Source organism: Tardiphaga sp. 841_E9_N1_2 (assembly GCF_051811065.1).
In the GTDB taxonomy this organism is placed as follows: domain Bacteria; phylum Pseudomonadota; class Alphaproteobacteria; order Rhizobiales; family Xanthobacteraceae; genus Tardiphaga; species Tardiphaga robiniae.
In genome coordinates, this window is record NZ_JBPWQC010000001.1 from 4404107 (window position 1) to 4423793 (window position 19687).

General features: G+C 61.6%; 17 protein-coding genes. 11 read left to right on the forward strand and 6 right to left on the reverse strand.

Going from position 1 to position 19687, the window contains the following annotated elements; genetic code table 11:
- The first annotated feature begins 164 nt into the window (after window positions 1-164).
- The 6 genes from AB8A50_RS21170 (at window position 165) to AB8A50_RS21195 (ending at window position 7977) form a co-directional block, all read left to right on the forward strand.
- A complete protein-coding gene (locus AB8A50_RS21170; RefSeq protein ID WP_068730208.1) occupies window positions 165-503 on the forward strand; it encodes a P-II family nitrogen regulator in 339 nt (112 codons plus the stop codon).
- A 54-nt stretch (window positions 504-557) separates the two neighbouring features.
- Window positions 558-1997, forward strand: coding sequence for an ammonium transporter (locus tag AB8A50_RS21175; RefSeq protein ID WP_439060239.1), 1440 nt, complete (start codon window positions 558-560; stop codon window positions 1995-1997).
- Window positions 1998-2291: 294 nt separating this feature from the next.
- Window positions 2292-3521, forward strand: a complete 1230-nt coding sequence (locus tag AB8A50_RS21180; RefSeq protein WP_439078820.1) for an aminotransferase class I/II-fold pyridoxal phosphate-dependent enzyme — start codon at window positions 2292-2294, stop codon at window positions 3519-3521.
- 38 nt (window positions 3522-3559) lie between these two features.
- Window positions 3560-6046, forward strand: a complete 2487-nt coding sequence (locus tag AB8A50_RS21185) for a DNA translocase FtsK (protein WP_439078821.1) — start codon at window positions 3560-3562, stop codon at window positions 6044-6046.
- Between the two features lie 194 nt (window positions 6047-6240).
- Entirely contained in the window at window positions 6241-7095 is an 855-nt protein-coding gene (locus tag AB8A50_RS21190; protein WP_320446095.1) for an outer membrane lipoprotein carrier protein LolA, read from the forward strand.
- A gap of 66 nt (window positions 7096-7161) precedes the next feature.
- Window positions 7162-7977 carry an exodeoxyribonuclease III gene (locus AB8A50_RS21195; RefSeq protein WP_439078822.1) on the forward strand — a complete coding sequence of 272 codons (816 nt, stop codon included), beginning with the start codon at window positions 7162-7164 and terminating at the stop codon, window positions 7975-7977.
- A gap of 6 nt (window positions 7978-7983) precedes the next feature.
- On the opposite strand, the gene AB8A50_RS21200 is transcribed toward AB8A50_RS21195, so the two are convergent.
- Both AB8A50_RS21200 and AB8A50_RS21205 read right to left on the reverse strand, forming a co-directional pair.
- Entirely contained in the window at window positions 7984-8433 is a 450-nt protein-coding gene (locus AB8A50_RS21200; RefSeq protein WP_439078823.1) for a cyclic nucleotide-binding domain-containing protein, read from the reverse strand.
- Window positions 8434-8505: 72 nt separating this feature from the next.
- Window positions 8506-9192: a response regulator transcription factor gene (locus AB8A50_RS21205; RefSeq protein ID WP_068730214.1), complete on the reverse strand. Its 687-nt coding sequence runs from the start codon at window positions 9190-9192 to the stop codon at window positions 8506-8508.
- Between the two features lie 249 nt (window positions 9193-9441).
- Here AB8A50_RS21205 and AB8A50_RS21210 point away from each other — a divergent pair, with 249 nt between their 5' ends.
- Window positions 9442-9951 (forward strand): L,D-transpeptidase family protein, encoded by a 510-nt coding sequence (locus AB8A50_RS21210; protein WP_439078824.1) that lies wholly within the window; start codon window positions 9442-9444, stop codon window positions 9949-9951.
- A gap of 9 nt (window positions 9952-9960) precedes the next feature.
- On the opposite strand, the gene AB8A50_RS21215 is transcribed toward AB8A50_RS21210, so the two are convergent.
- Window positions 9961-10689, reverse strand: coding sequence for a YggS family pyridoxal phosphate-dependent enzyme (locus AB8A50_RS21215; protein WP_089263137.1), 729 nt, complete (start codon window positions 10687-10689; stop codon window positions 9961-9963).
- Window positions 10690-10764: 75 nt separating this feature from the next.
- On the opposite strand from AB8A50_RS21215, the gene AB8A50_RS21220 reads away from it, so the two are divergent.
- From AB8A50_RS21220 to holA, 4 genes are all read left to right on the forward strand, one after another.
- Complete coding sequence (locus tag AB8A50_RS21220) at window positions 10765-12462, forward strand: diguanylate cyclase domain-containing protein (RefSeq protein WP_184512500.1); 1698 nt, start codon at window positions 10765-10767, stop codon at window positions 12460-12462.
- Window positions 12463-12643: 181 nt separating this feature from the next.
- Window positions 12644-15253 carry a leucine--tRNA ligase gene (leuS, locus tag AB8A50_RS21225; protein ID WP_439078825.1) on the forward strand — a complete coding sequence of 870 codons (2610 nt, stop codon included), beginning with the start codon at window positions 12644-12646 and terminating at the stop codon, window positions 15251-15253.
- Window positions 15240-15791: an LPS assembly lipoprotein LptE gene (locus tag AB8A50_RS21230; RefSeq protein ID WP_089263131.1), complete on the forward strand. Its 552-nt coding sequence runs from the start codon at window positions 15240-15242 to the stop codon at window positions 15789-15791. Before leuS ends, AB8A50_RS21230 begins: the two co-directional genes overlap by 14 nt.
- An 8-nt stretch (window positions 15792-15799) precedes the next feature.
- Entirely contained in the window at window positions 15800-16828 is a 1029-nt protein-coding gene (gene holA, locus AB8A50_RS21235; protein WP_439078826.1) for a DNA polymerase III subunit delta, read from the forward strand.
- 267 nt (window positions 16829-17095) lie between these two features.
- Here holA and AB8A50_RS21240 read toward each other — a convergent pair whose 3' ends face one another.
- From AB8A50_RS21240 to rsmG, 3 genes are all read right to left on the reverse strand, one after another.
- The gene (locus AB8A50_RS21240) at window positions 17096-17986 is read right to left on the reverse strand and encodes a ParB/RepB/Spo0J family partition protein (protein ID WP_439080014.1); all 891 of its coding nucleotides are present in this window, start codon (window positions 17984-17986) and stop codon (window positions 17096-17098) included.
- 148 nt (window positions 17987-18134) lie between these two features.
- A complete protein-coding gene (locus AB8A50_RS21245) occupies window positions 18135-18989 on the reverse strand; it encodes a ParA family protein (RefSeq protein ID WP_068730223.1) in 855 nt (284 codons plus the stop codon).
- Window positions 18976-19686 (reverse strand): 16S rRNA (guanine(527)-N(7))-methyltransferase RsmG, encoded by a 711-nt coding sequence (rsmG, locus tag AB8A50_RS21250; protein ID WP_439080015.1) that lies wholly within the window; start codon window positions 19684-19686, stop codon window positions 18976-18978. The genes AB8A50_RS21245 and rsmG overlap by 14 nt, the downstream gene beginning before the upstream one ends.
- Window position 19687 lies beyond the last annotated feature (1 nt).

The window sequence follows — 19687 nt, forward strand, 5'->3', positions numbered from 1 at the left end:
GAAAAGCTGGGGATTCATAAACCGTTAGAGAATTCCGCCGATCTGGCACGGCATTTGATTCTATCTGGCCTGGCTGTGCCCGCGTAGTGAACTTCTCCGCGTGGTGAACCTCAGTCGAGATCGCCCGGTCGGTTTTCGGTCGGGCCCAAGCGGGGATAGGACCCATGAAAATTGTTATGGCGATCATCAAGCCATTCAAGCTTGAGGAAGTCCGTGATGCCCTGACCGCCATTGGCGTTCATGGTTTGACGGTGACGGAAGTCAAAGGATATGGCCGACAGAAGGGCCATACGGAAATTTATCGCGGCGCTGAATATGCGGTGAGCTTCCTGCCCAAGATCAAGATCGAGGTGGCTGTCGCTTCCGATCAGGTCGACAAGACCATCGAAGCCATCACCACCGCCGCCAAGACCGGCCAGATCGGCGACGGCAAGATCTTCGTCATCAACCTCGACCACGCGGTTCGCATCCGCACCGGCGAGGCCGATGCTGCAGCCCTCTAAGTCGAATTCCTCGGATTTCGCGCTCACCCATTCTTCAATCAGGAGTCAAACACAATGACGTTTAAGCGTCCCTCTGGCGCGGGATTGGCGGCACTCGCCGTTGGCCTGTTCGCCGCAACTGCGGCTTACGCCGATCCGACGGTCAACAAGGGCGATAACGCCTGGATGATGACCTCGACGGTGCTGGTTCTGTTGATGACCGTCCCGGGCCTCGCCCTGTTCTATGGCGGCCTCGTTCGCTCCAAGAACATGCTCTCTGTGTTGATGCAGGTCCTCTACACCGCTTGCATCGTGATGGTGATCTGGGCTCTCTACGGCTACAGCATCACGTTCACTGGCGGTTCGGCCTATATCGGTGGTTTCTCGAAGGCGTTCCTCGCCGGCGTGACGCCTGACTCGATGGCTGCTTCGTTCACCGCGGACGCCAACATCTCGGAACTCGTCTACTTCTGCTTCCAGATGACCTTTGCCGCCATTACCCCCGGCCTGATCGTCGGCGCCTTCGCAGAACGCACCAAGTTCGCCGCGATTGCACTGTTCATCCCGCTCTGGGTGACGTTGATCTACTTCCCGATCGCGCACATGGTCTGGTACTGGGCTGGTCCGGACGCCATCGTTGCAGCCGCCAAGGCTGTTGCGGCTGCGGCTCCCGATGCGAAGGCTGCGGCTCAGGCCAAGCTTGATGAAGTCATGGCCGATGCTGGCCAGGTGTTCCTGTGGGGCGCTCTCGACTTCGCTGGCGGCACCGTCGTTCACATCAACGCCGGCATTGCTGGCCTCGTGGGCTGCCTGATCATCGGCAAGCGCACCGGCTACGGCAAGGAGCTGATGGCTCCGCACTCGCTGACCATGACCATGATCGGCGCGTCCCTGCTGTGGGTTGGCTGGTTCGGCTTCAACGTCGGTTCGAACCTCGAAGCCTCGGGCACTGCCGCTCTCGCGATGACCAACACCTTCCTCGCAACTGCGGTTGCGGCGATGGCCTGGATGTTCGCGGAGTGGATGACCAAGGGTCACCCGTCGCTGCTCGGCGCAGCATCGGGCGCGGTTGCCGGCCTCGTCGCCGTCACCCCGGCTTGCGGCTTCTCGGGCCCGATGGGCGCGATGGTTCTCGGTCTGGTCGCAGGCATCGTCTGCCTGTTCTTCTGCACCGTCGTGAAGAACTCGCTCGGCTATGACGACTCGCTCGATGTGTTCGGCGTCCATTGCGTCGGCGGCATCATCGGCGCGCTTGGCACCGGCATCCTGGTCAACCCGGCCCTCGGCGGCACCGGCGTCATGGACTACGTCGCCGGCAAGATCGGCGACTACGACATGGTCACCCAGATGATCGCGCAGTGCAAGGCTGTCGCGACCACGCTGGTGTGGTCGGGCGTCGGTTCGGCGATCCTGTTCAAGGTCGTCGACGTGATCGTCGGTCTCCGCGTCAATGTTGAAGTCGAGCGCGAAGGCCTCGACGTCACCGAGCACACCGAACGCGCCTACAACATGTAAGCGTCACGAGCCATCCCGGATCATCGGTCTGGGATGCTCACAAAGGGATCGGTTGGGGCACTACCCGGCAATGTCCCAACCGTCGAAGGGCTCCAGCGCAAGCTGGGGCCTTTCACTTTTTGGGGGCCATTCTGATCCCCGCATAGGCCTGGACGGCCGCTGAACGCGTGATAGCAAGGCCGGCCCCTCGATGGTTAATCGCGTCTTAACCTCGCCGTATCTATGGTGGTTTGATCCCATTTCGGCCGATCTCATGGGGCGATCGGCTGCCTTGAAAGTACTGGCGTTTTCCTGATGGCACTCACCGCTCCTCCTTCCGCGGCGCAAGGCGCTGGCAGCCGGACCTCGGCTGGGCCCGATGGCGAGCGTTCGCCGTTTGCGCGACTGACGGAATTGCTGGCGCCATATCAGCCCGGCCAACCGCTGATCACACTGTCATTGGGCGAACCGCAGCACCCCGTGCCGGATTTCGTCGGGCCGGTCCTCGCCAAACACACCGCCGATTTCGGCCGCTATCCGATCGCCAAGGGCATTGAGCCGTTCCGCCGCGCCGCCGCGACGTGGATGGGCACGCGCTTCAATCTCCCGCGCGACCTCGATCCGGAAACCGAAATACTGGTGCTGAATGGCAGCCGCGAAGGCCTGTTCTTCGCCGCGATCACGGCCGCGCGCTTTGTCGGCCCGCGTAAAGGCACGCCGGCGATCCTGCTGCCGAACCCGTTCTATCCGGCCTATGGCGCCGGTGCGCGCGCCGCGGGTTGCGAGCCGATCTTCATGCCGACCACAGTGGCCAACGGCTTCCTTCCCGATCTCGACGCACTCGATGAGGCGACGCTGGCACGCACGGTGGCCATGTACGTCGCATCGCCGGCCAACCCGCAAGGCGCCGTCGCGACGCCCGCTTACTTCAAGAAGCTGCACGACCACGCGCTGCGCTACGGTTTCATCGTGCTGTCCGACGAATGCTATTCGGAAATCTACACACAGGCCGCGCCCGGCAGCATGCTGGCGTCAGCCGGACCCGACTATGCCAATGTCGTTGCGTTTCAATCGCTATCAAAGCGCTCGAACCTGCCTGGCATGCGCGTCGGCTTCGTCGCCGGCGACAAGAAATTCCTGAGCGCGTTTCACGAATTGCGCAATGTGGCCGCGCCGCAGGTTCCGGTACCGCTGCAGCAGGTCGCGGTTGCCGCCTATAGCGACGAAGCACATGTGGAAGAGAATCGCAGGCTCTACCGCTTGAAGTTCGATCTTGCGGATCAGATCCTCGGCAATCGCTACGGCTACAAGCGACCGGCCGGAGGCTTCTGTCTGTGGCTCGATGTCTCCGCATATGGCGGCGACGAAGAGGCAACCGTGAGACTGTATCGCGATGGCGGCGTGCGCGTGGTGCCCGGAAGTTATCTGGCGCGCCCGCAGGCCGACGGCAGCAATCCCGGCGCCGGCTATATTCGTTTGGCCATGGTGCAGGACAGTGAAACGACAGCCGAGGCTTTGCATCGGCTGGTGAAGATTTTGAATTGAAGATCCTGGATTGATGCAGGGCGCATGAGCACTCCGGTATGAGCACCACGATCGAACGCGTCATTCCTCTCGTCGGCCATCTGCCCGCGTCGATTCGCGAGATGCTGGGACGACGGCTGCGCGAATTGGCAGGCTTTGGCCTGGTCTGCGCCGCAGGTGTCGCGGCGGCAGCGATGATGACCTGGTCCGTGCAGGATCCGAGCCTGAGCCATGCCACCTCGCGTGCGATCCGCAATGTCGCCGGTTATCCCGGCGCGATCGGTGCCGATCTGTTGATGCAGATCCTCGGCCTCGGCGCGATCATGATGATTCTCACCATCGCCGTCTGGGGCTGGCGGATGATGACGCATCGGCATTTCGATCGCGAAGCGCTGCGTATCGGTTGCTGGGTCCTTTGCACCATCATCGCATCAGGTTTTGCCAGCTGCTGGCAGCATGGCGGGTCGTGGCCGCTGCCGACCGGCGTCGGTGGTGTGGTCGGCGACGCGCTGTTTCGCGCGCCCGCGGTAGTCTTCGGTCCCGTCGGCTTCATCTATCGATTCGTCCTCGGCTTTATTCTCTGCGCGGCGATGATCGTGACCTTCTTCATCGCCTGCGGTTATGGCGCACAGGCGAAGGAAGAGTTTGCCGAGATCGACATCGAGGAAGACGACGAGCCATTCGAAGAAGACGAAACCCGCGATCGCAGCTCGATCTCGGTCTCGCTTGGCTGGGCCGCGCATGCCGTGATGAGCGCGAAGGCGCGTCTCGGCCGGTTGCTCTCGCTGGTCTACGGCAAGATGGTTGCGAGCGAACCCAAGGCGCGCGCGGCATCCTTCGAGCGTCAGGAACCCAATCTCGGCGGTCGCCGCAACAGTCCCTCTATCGCGCCGCATGACGAAGACGAGAGCGGTCACGACGAGGACGAAGAGCAGGACTACGAGGAAGAAGAAGAAGAAGAGGAGCCCGCCCCGAAGGCGCGCAAGAAATCCTCGGCCAAGGAGCCGGTGCGCAAATCCAACGGCAAGTTCGAACTGCCCTCCGTCGGCATGCTCACCGCGCCAAAGGCCGCCGATCGCAAGCCGCTCAGCAAGGCCGAACTCGAAGCCAATTCGCGCGCGCTGGAAGGCGTGCTGCAGGACTTCGGCGTGCGCGGCGAAATCGTCAAAGCCAATCCCGGCCCCGTCGTCACGTTGTACGAACTCGAACCCGCACCCGGCATCAAGTCGTCGCGCGTGATCGGCCTTGCCGACGACATCGCACGCTCCATGAGCGCGCTGTCCGCCCGCGTCGCCGTCGTCCCCGGTCGCAACGCCATCGGCATCGAGCTGCCGAACGCCCATCGCGAAAACGTCTACTTGCGCGAACTGCTGACCGTGCAGGACACCAATGACGGCAGCATCAAGCTCCCGCTCTGCCTCGGCAAGAATATCGGCGGCGAGTCCATCATCATCGATCTTGCGCGCACCCCGCATATGCTGATCGCCGGTACCACCGGTTCGGGCAAATCAGTCGCGATCAACACCATGATTCTCAGCCTGGTCTACCGGCTGCGGCCGGATCAGTGCCGCCTGATCATGGTCGATCCGAAGATGCTCGAACTCTCCGTCTATGACGGCATCCCGCATCTGCTGACGCCGGTCGTGACCGATCCGAAGAAGGCCGTGGTCGCGCTGAAATGGGCCGTGCGCGAGATGGAAGAGCGCTACAAGCGCATGGCCAAGCTCGGCGTCCGCAACATTGACGGCTACAATGCGCGCCTCGTGGAAGCCAAGGCCAAGGGCGAGGAGCTCTCGCGCACCGTTCACACCGGTTTCGACAAGGAAACCGGCAAGGCGATCTACGAGGAAGAGAAACTCGATCTCGCGCCGCTGCCCTATATCGTCATCATTGTCGACGAAATGGCCGACCTGATGATGGTCGCCGGCAAGGACATCGAAGGCCTGGTGCAGCGCCTCGCGCAGATGGCACGCGCCGCCGGTCTGCACGTCGTCCTCGCAACGCAGCGTCCTTCGGTGGACGTCATCACCGGCACGATCAAGGCCAACTTCCCGACGCGCATTTCCTTCCAGGTCACGTCGAAGATCGACAGCCGCACCATCCTGGGCGAGATGGGGGCCGAGCAACTGCTCGGCCGCGGCGACATGCTCTATATGGCTGGCGGCGGCCGCATCTCGCGCGTACACGGTCCTTTCGTGTCGGACGAGGAAGTCGAGAAGGTGGTGCGTCACCTGAAGACGCAGGGCGAGCCAGAATATCTCGAAGCGGTCACCGCCGAAGAACCGGAAGAGGGCGAGGACGGCGCGGTATTCGATTCGACCGGCATGGGTGCCGATGGCGGTGGTGGCGATCTGTTCCAGCAAGCCGTTGCCATCGTGAAGCGCGACCGGAAGGCGTCGACCAGCTACATCCAGCGCCGGCTGCAGATCGGTTACAATCGCGCAGCGTCGTTGATAGAGCGCATGGAAAATGAAGGCATCGTCGGTCAGCCCAACCATGCCGGTAAACGCGAGATTCTGATCGAAGAAGAAGAAAGCGGGTTCTGAGAGTTTGACCCCGCCGATGGACAATCCCGCTTTTGAGTCGCGAAATCGCCACAGCTCCGGGTTAGCGCCTGCGCTGGCGGCGCCAGCCGCGGCGGGGGGCGCAAGAGACCACCGGCCGGACCGCAAAACCGGTACCCATTCTGACGCAAAGCGCGGTAAAATGCGCCGAACCCTCCGAGCAGGACGACGCCTTGATGAGACGCCCGACCCATCACGCCGCAGACCGGTCTTTCCTGCGCATCGGCGCAGCCGGCCTCGTCGCGACGTTTGTCGCCGCCATTGTGGCGCCCTCGGCCTATGCCCAGTCAATCCCCTTGCCGCGACCTGCACCGCAGGCGCGCAGCAATGGCAGTTTCCAGATGTCGGCCTCCGAGCCCCAGACCGTTCGGCCGCCAGTTGCAATCGCACCCAAGACATCGACGACGACATCCACGCCGCCGAATCCGATCATTCCGGATCCGCGCCGCAACGTTCCGGCCAGCATTTTTATGAGCTTCGACGCCAATCAAAAGGCGCAGGCGAGCAAGGTCAGCAGCTATCTGTCATCGCTCAGCAATCTAAGCGGTAACTTTGTTCAGGTGGGCCCGGACGGCAGCCGTACCACCGGTGATTTCTTCATCCAGAAGCCCGGCAAGGTCCGTTTCGAATATGATGCGCCGACGACCATCGCCATGGTGTCCGACGGCCAGTCGCTCGCCGTCCGCGATTCCAAGCTGGCAACTCAGGACATCTACCCGCTGTCGCAGACACCGTTGCGCTATCTGCTGTCCGATCGCATCGATCTGATGAAGGACACCAATGTGGTCGCCGTCAGCGCTGACGACCTCTATACGTCGGTGACCATTGAGGAAAAGAACGCGCTGGTCGGCACCTCGCGCCTGATGCTGATGGTCGGCACCAAGGATGGACAGCTCAAGCAGTGGACCGTCACCGACCCGCAGGGCTATGACACCACGGTCGCGATCTACAATCTCGATACCGCGAAAAAGCCCGACCCGGGGCTGTTCAAGATCGACTTCACCAAGTATCCCACCAGCGGCGCGAATTAGTTTTCGCTGCAGGTGATGCCCTCATGATGAGCAGGCGCGCTTGCGCCGTCTCACCATCGGATTTCCATGCGTTTTTCCCTGACCACCTGGAATATCAATTCGGTGCGATTGCGCATCGACCTTGTCGCCAAGTTTCTCGAAGAGATGCAGCCGGATGTGCTGTGTCTGCAGGAAACCAAGTGCCCGGACGATGCCTTTCCGCTCAAGCGCTTCAAACAGCTCGGCTATGACCATGTCGTGCTGAACGGGCAGAAGGGCTATCACGGCGTCGCCATCGTCTCGAAACTTCCGTTCGAGAGCAGCGACATCCGCGTGTTCTGCAACAATCTGGACTCACGCCACATCTCGGTATCGTTCGGTGAAAAGGCCGGCATGGCCGTGCCGCTGATCGTGCATGATTTCTATGTGCCTGCCGGCGGTGACGTCCCGGATCCGGACGTGAATGCGAAGTTCGCGCACAAGCTCTCGTTCCTCGACGAGATGAAGACCTGCGAGCCACTGCACCCGCGCGGCGATGCGCGTCATATCCTGGTCGGCGATCTCAATGTGGCACCGCATGAGAATGACGTGTGGTCGCACAAGCAGATGCTGAAGATCGTGTCGCATACGCCGATCGAGTGCGAAAAGCTGCTCGCTGTGCAGAGCGAGGGCAACTGGATCGACGTCGCGCGCGAACGCATTCCACTGTCGGAAAAGATCTACACGTGGTGGAGCTACCGCGCCGCCGACTGGGCGGCGTCGAATCGCGGCCGCCGCCTCGATCACATCTGGGTGTCGTCTGCGCTGAAAGATTCGATCCGCGACTTCACCGTCACGTCACATGCACGCGGCTGGGAGCGGCCATCGGACCACGTACCGGTCACGACGGTGCTGGAGCTTTGATATCAGTTACTGGCTGAGCTTGGCGCCGATCAGCGTCACATCGCTGGCAAGCTGGCTGACGCGAGTCGCCATGTCGTCACGCAGACGGCGCGCGGCCGCGGGATCGCTGTCGAGCACGCGCTGAAACAGGCTGCGCGTGATCCGGATCGTGCTGGAATATTCCGTGGCGACCGCCGTCGATGGCCGCTGCATCGCTACCAGCAGTGCAAGTTCGCCCATCAATGTGCCGGGCCCCGCGATCACCTCATGATCGCTGCCGTTGTCGAGGCTGATGCGGAATGCGCCGTTCTGGACGACATAGCCGCAATCGGCATCGTCGCCCTGCCGGAACAACACGGAGCCCCGCGCAAATTCCTGCTGTTCGGAGCCGATCGCGATCACGCGCAAAGCGGCGATACCCAACAGGCGCAATGTCGGGACGCGCTCAAGCAGGGCTACATCATCATCGATCGACATGTAGAACCGTGTGATCGGGAGGCGCAAAGGAGGGCACCGAACAGCTAATGGCGAATCGGCTCCCCAATCGTATCACGGCACCAACTTGTAGCCACCGGCTTCCGTCACCAGGATTTCAGGATTGGCGGCGTCCTTCTCGATCTTCTGGCGCAGCCGATAGATATGCGTTTCCAAGGTGTGCGTGGTGACGCCGGAATTGTAGCCCCAGACTTCCTGCAGCAGCGTTTCGCGCGACACCGGCAACTGGCCGGCGCGGTACAGGAAGCGCAGGATCGCGGTTTCCTTCTCGGTCAGGCGGACCTTCTTGGCATTGGCGCCGGTGAGCATCTTGGAGCCGGGCCGGAAACTATAGGGACCGACGGTGAAGACGGCATCTTCGCTGGCTTCGTGCTGACGGAGCTGCGCGCGAATACGCGCCAGCAGCACGGCGAAGCGGAACGGCTTGGCGACGTAATCATTGGCACCGGATTCGAGACCGAGAATGGTATCGGAATCGGTGTCGTGGCCGGTCAGCATGATGATCGGCGCCTTGAAGCCACCCTTGCGCAGGCTGCGCACGACTTCGCGACCGTCCGTGTCGGGCAAACCGACATCCATCAGCACCAGATCGGGGGAATTGGCCTTGGCTGCAGTAGCGCCCTTGGCGCCGGTGTCGACAGCGGAGGCCTCGAACTCTTCGTGCAGCGACAGCTGCTCGACCAGCGCCTCGCGCAAATCAGTATCGTCATCCACGATCAAGATCTTGCGGGCATTGGGCATTGCGACAATCCTTTGAACGGCTGCGGCGGAGCGTTGTTTGCCGCGCTGAAACAGTGGGCTAGAAATCGTGACAGGCTTCGCCGTTACCGCATATTCTAGCGCAAAATCAGCGACATTCCCGGCGAATGTACTGCTGCAGCGCGAAATAGAACATTTGCGGTAAATAGCAAGGCGGAGTTCGCGATTCGGATGGGAAGTCTCGTTATTTCAGACACTTATCGAACAAGCTTGCGTGATCGACCGCTAACTATGGTTCACATTTGCGCGTCAGCCGGAGACAGACTCCGTGGATGGCTGACGACCGACCACACAGCCATACCCGTCGCGCTCGGCCGCGGCGGAATCAAGGCGAACAAACGCGAAGGCGATGGCGGAACGCCGCGTGGGACGTTTCGCCCCATCCGGCTGTGGTGGCGGGCCGACCGTAATCCACGTCCGCGTAGCTTCCTGCCGATCCGCCCCATCACGCCGATGGATGGCTGGTGCGAAGATCCATCAGACCGGCATTACAATCGGCCGGTCCGGCTCGATCATGGAAATGACGGCGACCGACTGGCCCGCGAGGATCATCTCTACGATTTCATCATCGAGATCGACCAGAACACCCGACCACGGATCGCAGGGCGAGGCAGTGCAGTGTTCCTGCATCTGGCCCGCCCGAAATTCGCACCGACCGCGGGCTGTGTGGCCATGACCAAGCCAGCCATGCTGCGGCTGCTGGCCCGGATCGGACCGAAGACGAAGATCGTTATCGGCTAGGCCGATGGCCTAGCGACGTCCGAAAATCGCCGAGCCGACGCGCACATGAGTTGCGCCGAACTGGATGGCGATGGCGAAGTCGGCGCTCATTCCCATGGATAATTGCGTGAGCCCGTTGCGTGCAGCGATCTTCGCTGTCAGCGCGAAATGCGGTGCCGGCGCATCGTTAACCGGCGGAATGCACATCAGTCCGGAAATCGTCAGCCCATAGGTATCGCGGCAACGCGCCAAGAAATCATCAGCCTCGCCCGGCGCGATACCGGCCTTTTGCGGCTCCTCACCAGTGTTGAGCTGTACGAAGAGCTGCGGCGTCCGCTGCTGCGCCTTCATCTCCTTGCTTAACGCTTCGCAAATGCTCGGTCGATCGACCGAGTGAATCGCATCGAACAAGGCGACCGCCTCCTTGGCCTTGTTGGACTGCAAAGGCCCTATCAAATGCAACGCAATCGCGGGTTGAGTGGCGATCAGCGCCGGCCATTTGGATTTTGCCTCCTGGACGCGATTTTCGCCGAACACACGCTGACCGGACTGGATCACGGGCGCAATTGCGTCAGCCTCGAACGTCTTCGACACCGCGATCAACGTCACAGAACTGCGGTCCCGCCGCGCTTCGTTACATGCGCGGAAGATATCGTACTCGACCGAAGCGAGTCCGTCGGTTGGTAAAGAAGACGTTACGCCCGACGACTCTTGCACGGATTTATTTTCAACCAAGGCGCGAACTTTCTTGAGATCCATTGCAGTTTAACGAATCCGGGAAAGGCTTTTTGAAGGCTTTGGAGTACCTATGTCCGCGGGGCTTAGGGATCGAAGATGTCACGCATCGGTATTAACCGCAATAAAGCGAGGCTTAGGGGAGCTCTCGGTATTCGCGCTCGACTGGTCCTGTTGGCCCTCATTCTGGTCGGGCCATTAATGGCGGAGCGAATTCGCTCACTCGATGCGACGCGTACCCACCAGATCGCGACGGCCGCGCGTGATTTCGCTGGCGTCGCCCAGCACAGCGCCGATGCACAGCGCGAAGTCTTCGCCTCGATCGAGGCCGTGCTGAAATCATCCGCCTACATCTATACGTCGGCCGCTCAGGTGAATCGGAGCTGCGCCATCATGCGGGCGAGCCTCCGCGGCGATATGCCGTGGCTGCGCAGCCTGACGGTGGCCGGCGCGGATGGCATCGCCATGTGCTCGACCTGGCCGGAAGTCATCGAGCAGAGATTCGATTTCAGCGATCGCCCCTATTTCAAGAGAGCGATAGCGACCGGTGAGTTTGTCGTCAGCGATTATCTGTTCAGCCGTTTAACGAACCAGCCGACAGTGATGGCTGCCTATCTCGCACCGGGCCTGACTAAGGGCGACGATGCCGTGGTACTGGCGGCGGTGAATCTCGACTGGATGTCGAAGATCATGGGCAATCTCGGCGACCGGCCCGGTGTCACGACACTGCTGGTCGATCATGCCGGCACCGTGCTTGCAGCGCCGCCGACAAACGCCAGCGCGATTGGTCGGCCGATGGAAGACCTTGCTCTATTGCCGATGATCGAAGCGCATCTGCGCAATACGGATAAGCAGACCGGTTCGCTGTCATTCAGCGCCAGTGACGGTTCACAGCGCACCGTATCATTCGCGACAATCCCCGGTACCGGCGCGCAATTGATCGTCAGCATCGACGAGGCCCGAGTCTCGGCGGTTGCCGATCGCGAGATCCGCACCGCCTATTTGCAGCTCGCCTTCGTTTGCCTGTTCGTTCTGCTTGGCGCGCTGGTGGTTGCGGAGCGACTGATCATCAAGCCGATCCAGATGATGGAGACCATGGCGCAGCGCTTCGGTCGCGGCGACTGGTCGGCCCGCGTAGCGCGGAACAAGCTGCCGGCCGAGTTCGTACCGCTGGCACGCGCATTTTACGGCATGGCGGCGCAGTTGCGTGGTCGCGAACGCGAATTGCGCGCCAGCAACGAGCAGCTCACGGTGCTTGCCTCCATCGACATGCTGTCTGGCCTTGCCAATCGGCGCGGCTTCCAGAGCCGCCTCGATTTCGAATGGCTGAAGGCCCAGCAATCCGGCGACCATCTGACGCTGCTGATGATCGACGTCGATCACTTCAAACTCTTCAACGACACCTATGGCCATCCCGAAGGCGATGCTTGCCTGGCGCGCGTCGGCGAAGCTCTCTCCAGCCTGGCCGATCGCTGCTCGGGCTTTGCCGGACGCTATGGCGGCGAGGAATTCTGCCTGCTGCTGCCGGGCACCGAGGTCGCCCGCGGCGTCCAAATCGGCGAAATGGTACGCGCGGCAATCTGGAACCTGGCGGTCTCCCATGCCACCAGCGCACATCAGCGGGTCACGGTCAGTGTCGGCGTGGCCTCGACGATGCCAGCTACGCTGGAGACGGCGAACGATTTGATCGAGGCAGCCGATGCCTCGCTCTACGCCGCCAAACGGCGTGGCCGCAACACCGTGGTGGAGCACGGCTTCGTCCGGGCATATGGCACGGCCGTGTCGCTGGCGGGGTGAGACTGCGGGCCCGCCCCTGGTCCCGTTTCTTGTCTTAAACCATTGACCTAACGCGGCCTTTTATGGCCTAGTCCCCGGCCTCAAGCGCGAATTCAGCCCGAGCAAGCACCGGTTTGCGACCTCGTTCGCGCGTCCATGATCTGAGAAGCGCTCGAACCGGCCGGCGGATTTCAAAAACACCATGAGCAACGAACGTTACAACGCCCGCGAGACCGAACCGCGCTGGCAGCGCGTCTGGGACGACAAGGCGATCTTCGCCACCAAGAACGACGATCCGCGCGAGAAGTATTACGTACTCGAGATGTTCCCCTATCCGTCGGGGCGCATCCATATGGGCCATGTCCGCAACTATACGATGGGCGACGTGGTTGCGCGCTTCCAGCGCGCGCAGGGCAAGAACGTGCTGCATCCGATGGGCTGGGATGCGTTCGGCCTGCCCGCCGAGAACGCCGCGATCGAGCGCAAAGTCGCTCCGAAGGCGTGGACCTATGAGAACATCGCGTCGATGAAAAAGCAGCTGCAGACCATGGGTCTGTCGCTGGACTGGTCGCGCGAATTCGCAACCTGCGACCCTACCTACTACAAGCATCAGCAGAAGATGTTTCTCGATTTCATGCGCGCCGGCCTCGCCGAGCGCAAGAAGTCCAAGGTGAACTGGGATCCGGTCGATCACACCGTGCTGGCCAATGAGCAGGTGATCGACGGCCGCGGCTGGCGCTCAGGGGCGCTGGTCGAGCAGCGCGAGCTGACCCAGTGGTTCTTCAAGATCAGCAAATATTCCGACGAGCTGCTGTCTGCGCTGGATACGCTGGATCGCTGGCCCGACAAGGTGCGCCTGATGCAGCGCAACTGGATCGGCAAGTCGGAAGGTCTGCATTTCCAGTTCGGACTGATCGGCGCACCCGCGGGATTCGACAAACTGCCGGTGTTCACGACACGCCCGGACACCATGTATGGTCCGACTTTCGCTGCGATCTCGCCGGATCATCCGCTGGCGAAAGCGCTGGCAGAAAAGGACCCCAAGGTTGTCGCCTTCATCGAGGAATGCCATCGCATGGGCACCTCGCAGGCCGAGATCGACACAGCCGAGAAGCTCGGCTTCGACACCGGCATCAAGGTCACGCATCCCGCCGACGCGTCATGGACACTGCCACTCTATATCGCGAACTTCGTGCTGATGGATTACGGCACCGGCGCCATCATCGGCTGCCCGGCACACGATCAGCGCGACCTGGATTTCGCGCGCAAGTACGACCTGCCGGTGCTCGACGTGTTCGTGCCCGTCGGTAGCGATGAGCGCGTTGGTAACATCGCTTTCGCTCCGGCGAAAAGTGAGACTGTGCAGTATGTCCGTTGGGTGGGTGCACCCGGTGTGATGACCTGCGAAGAAGCGATGAAGAAGTCGCTCGAGATTTTCGAGAAGGACGGCTGGGGCAAGCGCGAGATCAATTTCCGCCTGCGCGACTGGGGCATCTCACGTCAGCGCTATTGGGGTTGCCCGATCCCGATCATCCACTGCCCGAGCTGCGATATCGTGCCGGTGCCGGACAAGGATCTGCCGGTCGTGCTGCCGGAGGATGTGACTTTCGACAAGCCGGGCAATGCGCTCGATCATCATCCGACGTGGAAGCATGTGAAGTGCCCGAACTGCGGCGCGGATGCGCGGCGCGAAACCGATACCATGGACACCTTCGTGGATTCGTCCTGGTACTTCACGCGCTTCACGGATCCATGGAACACGTCGGCACCCACGACGACCGCCGTTGCCAATCGAATGATGCCTGTTGATCAGTATATCGGCGGCGTCGAGCACGCGATCCTGCATCTGCTGTACAGCCGCTTCTTCACCCGCGCCATGAAGGCCACCGGCCACGTCAATTTCGACGAGCCGTTTGCCGGCATGTTCACGCAAGGCATGGTGGTGCACGAGACCTACAAGAAACAGGACGGCACCTTCGCCTCACCGGCCGAGATCAACATCGAGATCGGCGGTAACGGCCAGCGCGCTACGCTGATCGCCACTGGCGAAGACATCACCATCGGCCCGATCGAAAAGATGTCGAAGTCGAAGCGCAACACAGTCGACCCCGACGACATCATGGGCACCTACGGCGCCGATACCGCCCGTTGGTTCATGCTGTCGGATTCGCCGCCGGACCGCGACGTCATCTGGAGCGAAGAAGGCGTCAAAGGCGCCTCGCGCTTCGTGCAGCGTCTGTGGCGGCAGATCAACGAATCAGCCGCGCACGGCAAATCGGCGCCGGCAGCCCGACCGGCTGAATTCGGCCCCGATGCCTTGGCGATCCGCAAGGCTGCCCATGGCGCGCTCAGCAAGGTCTCGGTCGAGATCGAAAAGCTTCATTTCAATGTCTGCCTCGCCCATATCCGTGAATTTTCCAATGTGCTGGGCGAAGCTTTGGCGAAGCCCGGAACTCCGGCCCCGGACGTTTGCTGGGCGCTCCACGAGGCCTCGGTCATTCTTGTTCAACTGTTTGCGCCGATGATGCCCCATCTGGCCGAGGAGTGCTGGGGTGTGCTGGGGCAGCCCGGCATGATTTCGGAAGCCCGTTGGCCGCAAATCGAGCCTAATCTGCTGGTTGAAGACAACATGACCCTGCCGGTACAGGTCAACGGCAAGAAGCGCGGAGAAGTCACAGTGGCTCGGGAAGCGACGAACCCGGAAATTGAGGCTGCCGCTCTGGCGCTCGATGCTGTAAAACAAGCTCTCGACGGCAAACCCGTCAAGAAGGTCATCGTCGTCGCCCAGAGGATCGTGAATGTTGTCGGCTAAATCCCGTATTGCCGCCCGGCTCATGGTCGTCGCCACCCTGGCGGCGCTGACGGCCGGCTGCTTCCAGCCGATGTATGCCGAGCGTGGCGACGGTAAACCCGGCCTGCGCGAGAAGCTGCAGGGCGTCGAGGTTCCGCCGCTAGACTATCCCAACGCGTCGCCGCAAGCGCGCGTCGGCGTGAATATCCGCAATGCACTCATGTTCAAGATGTACGGCAGCGCCACCGGCCTGCCGCCGACCTATCAGCTGAAGATCCGTTTCAACCCAAGCCGGACCTCGCTGATCGTCGACCCGAATACCGCGCTGCCGACCAGCGAAAATTACGGTATCGACGCGACCTACGGCCTGATCGAGATCGCCACCGGAAAGCAGGTCCTGACCGGCAGCACCTTCTCCCGCGTCACCTATGACATCCCCGGCCAGCTACAGCGCTTCGCCCGCGCCCGCGCCTATCGCGACGCCGAGGACCGCGCGGCCGGTGAGATCGCCGACAACATCAATACCCGTCTGGCGTCGTTCTTCTACGCCGGCACCTAAGCCGTCGCGTGGTCGCGCTTCGCGGAAAAGACATCGACACGTTTCTGGCGCGGCCGGATGCCGGCCGGCCGATCATTCTGCTCTACGGAGCTGACGCTGGAATCGTCCGCGAGCGCGCCGACGCGCTGATGAAATCCGCGGTCGACGATCCCAATGATCCATTTTCGCTGGTTCGCATGGACGGCGATGATTTGGCCGCCGAGCCGTCGCGTCTCGTCGAAGAAGCTATGACGGTGCCGCTGTTCGGTGGGCGGCGGGCGATCCGTGTGCGCGCAGGCTCGAAGAATTTTTCCAACGGCGTCGACACGCTCGCTAACTCCGATATCAAGGATTGCCGCATCGTGATCGAGGCCGGCGAGCTCAGGCCGGAATCACCTTTGCGGAAAGTCTGCGAGAAGGCCAGGACCGCGGTGGCCATCGCCTGTTACCCCGACACCGAGCGCGATCTCGCAAAGCTTATCGATGAAGAGCTCCGCGTCTCCAATCTCCGCATGGCGCCGGATGCACGCGCCACACTAATGTCGCTGCTCGGCGGCGATCGGCAGGCATCGCGTAACGAGCTCCGCAAGCTCACGCTCTATGCGCATGGTACCGGCGAAGTCACGCTCGACGACGTGATGGCCGTCGTCGCCGACGCGTCCGAGCTGAAGATCGATCCAATTGTCGACGGCGCCTTTGCCGGGAATCCCGCCGCGGTGGAAGTCGAGTTCAACAAGGCGATGATCGCCGGAACTTATCCGGGCATGATCATGATGGCCGCGCAGCGCCAGGCCGCATTGCTGCACAAAGCCAGCCTGCTGGTGGAGGCTGGTAGTTCGGCATCATCAGCGGTGGAAAGCGGGTTTCCGCGGCTGCATTTTTCCCGCAAGGGAACGGTGGAAGCAGCGCTGCGAAATTTCTCCGCACAGCGGTTGGTCAACATCATCGACCAGCTCGCCGTTGCCGCCCTCGATGTCCGCAAGCAAAACGCCCTCGGCGCGGTGATCGCACAGAGGGCGTTGATGTCGATTGCCGTGAATGCAAGACGGCGGGGTTAGGTAGCGATGGCGCTCCCTTAACCTCGCCCCGCATTTGAGGGGAGAGGTCGACCGGCGAAGCCGGTCGGGTGAGGGGCATGGGACAAAGTCAGCCCAACACACGATCTTTCGGATCGCACCAATTCGTCTTCAAAAACGTCAGTGAAATGATCCGACCCGAGAGCATATCTCTGCGGCGAACTCTGTGCGCTGCCCCTCACCCGCCGCTCTGCGCGGCGACCTCCCCCGCGCAGAGCGGGGAGAGGTTAGGAAGCAGCACCGTCGAAATCAGCCTTCCGAATCCAGCCGCTTCAGAATTTCGTCGAGCTGATCGAGATCACGATACTTGATGATCACGGTCCCGCCGGGATCACGGTGATCCACCGACACTTTCAGCCCGAGCACGTCGCTGACCCGTTTCTCCAGCGCGATCGTGTCGGCATCCTTCGCCGCCTTGGGAGACGACGTGCGCGGCTTCTGCGGCGCGCGTTCCGGCACCCCCTCTTCGTGCGCGAGTGCTTCGGTCTGACGAACGTTTAGTCCCTCAGCGATGATCCGCTTCGCAGCGCCCGATGCGTCCGGCAGGTTGATCAGCGCGCGAGCGTGACCGTTGGACAACTGACCGGAGGCGATCAGGCCCTGCACGTCCTCCGGCAGCTTGGTGAGGCGCATCATGTTGGCGACATGGCTGCGGCTCTTGCCGACGATTTTCGCGATCTCGTCCTGGCTGTGTTTGTAGGTCTCGGCGAGCGCGTGATAGCCCTGCGCCTCTTCCATCGCGTTGAGATCTTCGCGCTGGACGTTTTCGATGATCGCGATTTCCATCGCGGCCGAATCCGTCACGTCGAGCGGCACGATCGGCACTTCATGCAGACCGGCGATCTGCGACGCGCGCCAGCGGCGTTCGCCGGCGATAATCTCGAAGCGATCGTTGCTACCCTTCACCGGCCGCACCACGATCGGCTGGATCACGCCGTGCTGCTTGATCGACGCCGCGAGTTCGCTGAGTTCCGCATCCGCAAAGACCCGCCGCGGATTGCGCGGATTGGCCTTGAGAAATTCAATAGGCACCTTGCGCTGGTTGCGCGAAGGACGCTCGACATGCGCGGCCTCGCCGCCGACATCGCCGATCAGACTTGCAAGACCGCGGCCCAGCCGCGAACGCGCTTCATCAGCCATCGCCAATCCCTTCGAACTCATCGCGCCACTCCGTACTCAAACTTGAAATTCGGTTGCAGGCTGGGCAAAGGCGTACTTGCGCCGTGCCTGCCATTATCGTTTGCAATCCGCTGTTGTGGGCACGCTGTGCTTTGCCCACCCGACTTGCTCAGTGAGCGGTGCGCAGGTCGCGCTCGCGCTGGATCACTTCGGTCGCGAGCCGCAGATAGGCTTCAGAGCCCGAGCACTTTAGGTCATAGACCAGCACCGGCTTGCCGTAGGACGGCGCTTCCGAAATGCGGACGTTGCGCGGAATCATGGTCTCGTAGACCTTGCTGCCCATGAATTCGCGGACATCGGCAACCACCTGGTTTGACAGGTTGTTGCGCGAGTCGAACATGGTCAGCACGATGCCATGGATCGACAGGTTCGGATTCAGCGTCGAGCGCACCTGCTCCACGGTCTGCAACAATTGCGACAGACCTTCGAGCGCGAAGAACTCACACTGCAGCGGAACGAGAATCGCATCCGACGCGGCCATGGCATTGACGGTGAGAAGGTTGAGCGATGGCGGGCAATCGATCAGCACGTAAGTATAGTCGGAGCCCGGCGAGACATTGTTGTTCAACTCGCCGATCGCATCGCGCAGCCGGAAGGCGCGGTCGCGGGCCGAACCGAGTTCAAGCTCGAGGCCCGACAGATCCATAGTTGAGGCGGCTATGTGCAGACGCGGCACGGCGGTGACGACGACGGCGTCGCGCAGCGGCGCTTCGCCGATCAGAACGTCATAGGTCGAGCAGTTGCGATTGCGACGATCGATGCCGAGACCGGTGGACGCATTGCCCTGCGGATCGAGATCGACGATCAACACGCGCTCGCCGATCGCGGCGAGTGCGGTGCCGAGATTAATCGCGGTAGTGGTCTTGCCAACGCCGCCCTTCTGATTCGCCAGCGCCAGGATGCGCGGATGGCCAGGCACCGTATTTGACGTATGCTCTTGATATTGTTGATCAATTACGGTCATTGGTGTGGCCATTTTGGTTTGCGGACGGGGTCAGTCGCTCGATCCGGTCGAGTTCGACGATCCAGCCTTGTCCGCCGGTCAGGCTGGCATGCAGGCGCGGGCTTATATTCCAATATCTAGTAGCTTCGGTCAATTCCGATTCTACATCTTGACCCTTGAGAAATAAGGCTTTTGTACCCGGTTTCATCAGGGGCTCGGCGAAACCGATAATGATATGTAACGAGGCAACGGCACGCGCGGTGATGCAATCGACTTGCTCGGGAAATCTATCCACATTATCCCCGATGTCAGTCAGATGAATTGTGCCTGGGGCTTGCGTCACACGTAATGCTTCGCGCAGGAACGCCGCCTTCTTGGCGTTGCGCTCGACGAGATGAACATGCCCACCTGCGACGTCACCCATGGCACAGGCCAGAACGACACCGGGGAAACCTCCGCCGCTGCCGAAGTCGAGCCAGGTCATGGCTGAAGGCGCAAGGCTCAGAAGCTGCAGCGAATCCGAGATATGGCGCGTCCAGAGATTTGGAAGCGTGGCCGGCGAAATCAGATTTGTCTTGGCCTGCCACTGCAGCAACAGGTCGACATAGCGATCGAGCCTGTCTTCCGTTTCACGTGAAACAGGGGTCAGCCGCAAGGCCGCAGCTTTATCGGCATCGAGCCGGGGTGCGGGCGCCGCTTGTTGGGATCGTTGAGCCATT

Excerpts from the sequence above, each read along its gene's own strand:
- AB8A50_RS21170 (WP_068730208.1), top strand. The coding sequence starts at position 165 with ATGAAAATTGTTATGGCGATCATCAAGCCATTCAAGCTTGAGGAAGTC.
- AB8A50_RS21175 (WP_439060239.1), top strand. The coding sequence starts at position 558 with ATGACGTTTAAGCGTCCCTCTGGCGCGGGATTGGCGGCACTCGCCGTT.
- AB8A50_RS21180 (WP_439078820.1), top strand. The coding sequence starts at position 2,292 with ATGGCACTCACCGCTCCTCCTTCCGCGGCGCAAGGCGCTGGCAGCCGG.
- AB8A50_RS21185 (WP_439078821.1), top strand. The coding sequence starts at position 3,560 with ATGAGCACCACGATCGAACGCGTCATTCCTCTCGTCGGCCATCTGCCC.
- AB8A50_RS21190 (WP_320446095.1), top strand. The coding sequence starts at position 6,241 with ATGAGACGCCCGACCCATCACGCCGCAGACCGGTCTTTCCTGCGCATC.
- AB8A50_RS21195 (WP_439078822.1), top strand. The coding sequence starts at position 7,162 with ATGCGTTTTTCCCTGACCACCTGGAATATCAATTCGGTGCGATTGCGC.
- AB8A50_RS21200 (WP_439078823.1), bottom strand. The coding sequence starts at position 8,433 with ATGTCGATCGATGATGATGTAGCCCTGCTTGAGCGCGTCCCGACATTG.
- AB8A50_RS21205 (WP_068730214.1), bottom strand. The coding sequence starts at position 9,192 with ATGCCCAATGCCCGCAAGATCTTGATCGTGGATGACGATACTGATTTG.
- AB8A50_RS21210 (WP_439078824.1), top strand. The coding sequence starts at position 9,442 with ATGGTTCACATTTGCGCGTCAGCCGGAGACAGACTCCGTGGATGGCTG.
- AB8A50_RS21215 (WP_089263137.1), bottom strand. The coding sequence starts at position 10,689 with ATGGATCTCAAGAAAGTTCGCGCCTTGGTTGAAAATAAATCCGTGCAA.
- AB8A50_RS21220 (WP_184512500.1), top strand. The coding sequence starts at position 10,765 with ATGTCACGCATCGGTATTAACCGCAATAAAGCGAGGCTTAGGGGAGCT.
- leuS (WP_439078825.1), top strand. The coding sequence starts at position 12,644 with ATGAGCAACGAACGTTACAACGCCCGCGAGACCGAACCGCGCTGGCAG.
- AB8A50_RS21230 (WP_089263131.1), top strand. The coding sequence starts at position 15,240 with ATGTTGTCGGCTAAATCCCGTATTGCCGCCCGGCTCATGGTCGTCGCC.
- AB8A50_RS21240 (WP_439080014.1), bottom strand. The coding sequence starts at position 17,986 with ATGGCTGATGAAGCGCGTTCGCGGCTGGGCCGCGGTCTTGCAAGTCTG.
- AB8A50_RS21245 (WP_068730223.1), bottom strand. The coding sequence starts at position 18,989 with ATGACCGTAATTGATCAACAATATCAAGAGCATACGTCAAATACGGTG.
- rsmG (WP_439080015.1), bottom strand. The coding sequence starts at position 19,686 with ATGGCTCAACGATCCCAACAAGCGGCGCCCGCACCCCGGCTCGATGCC.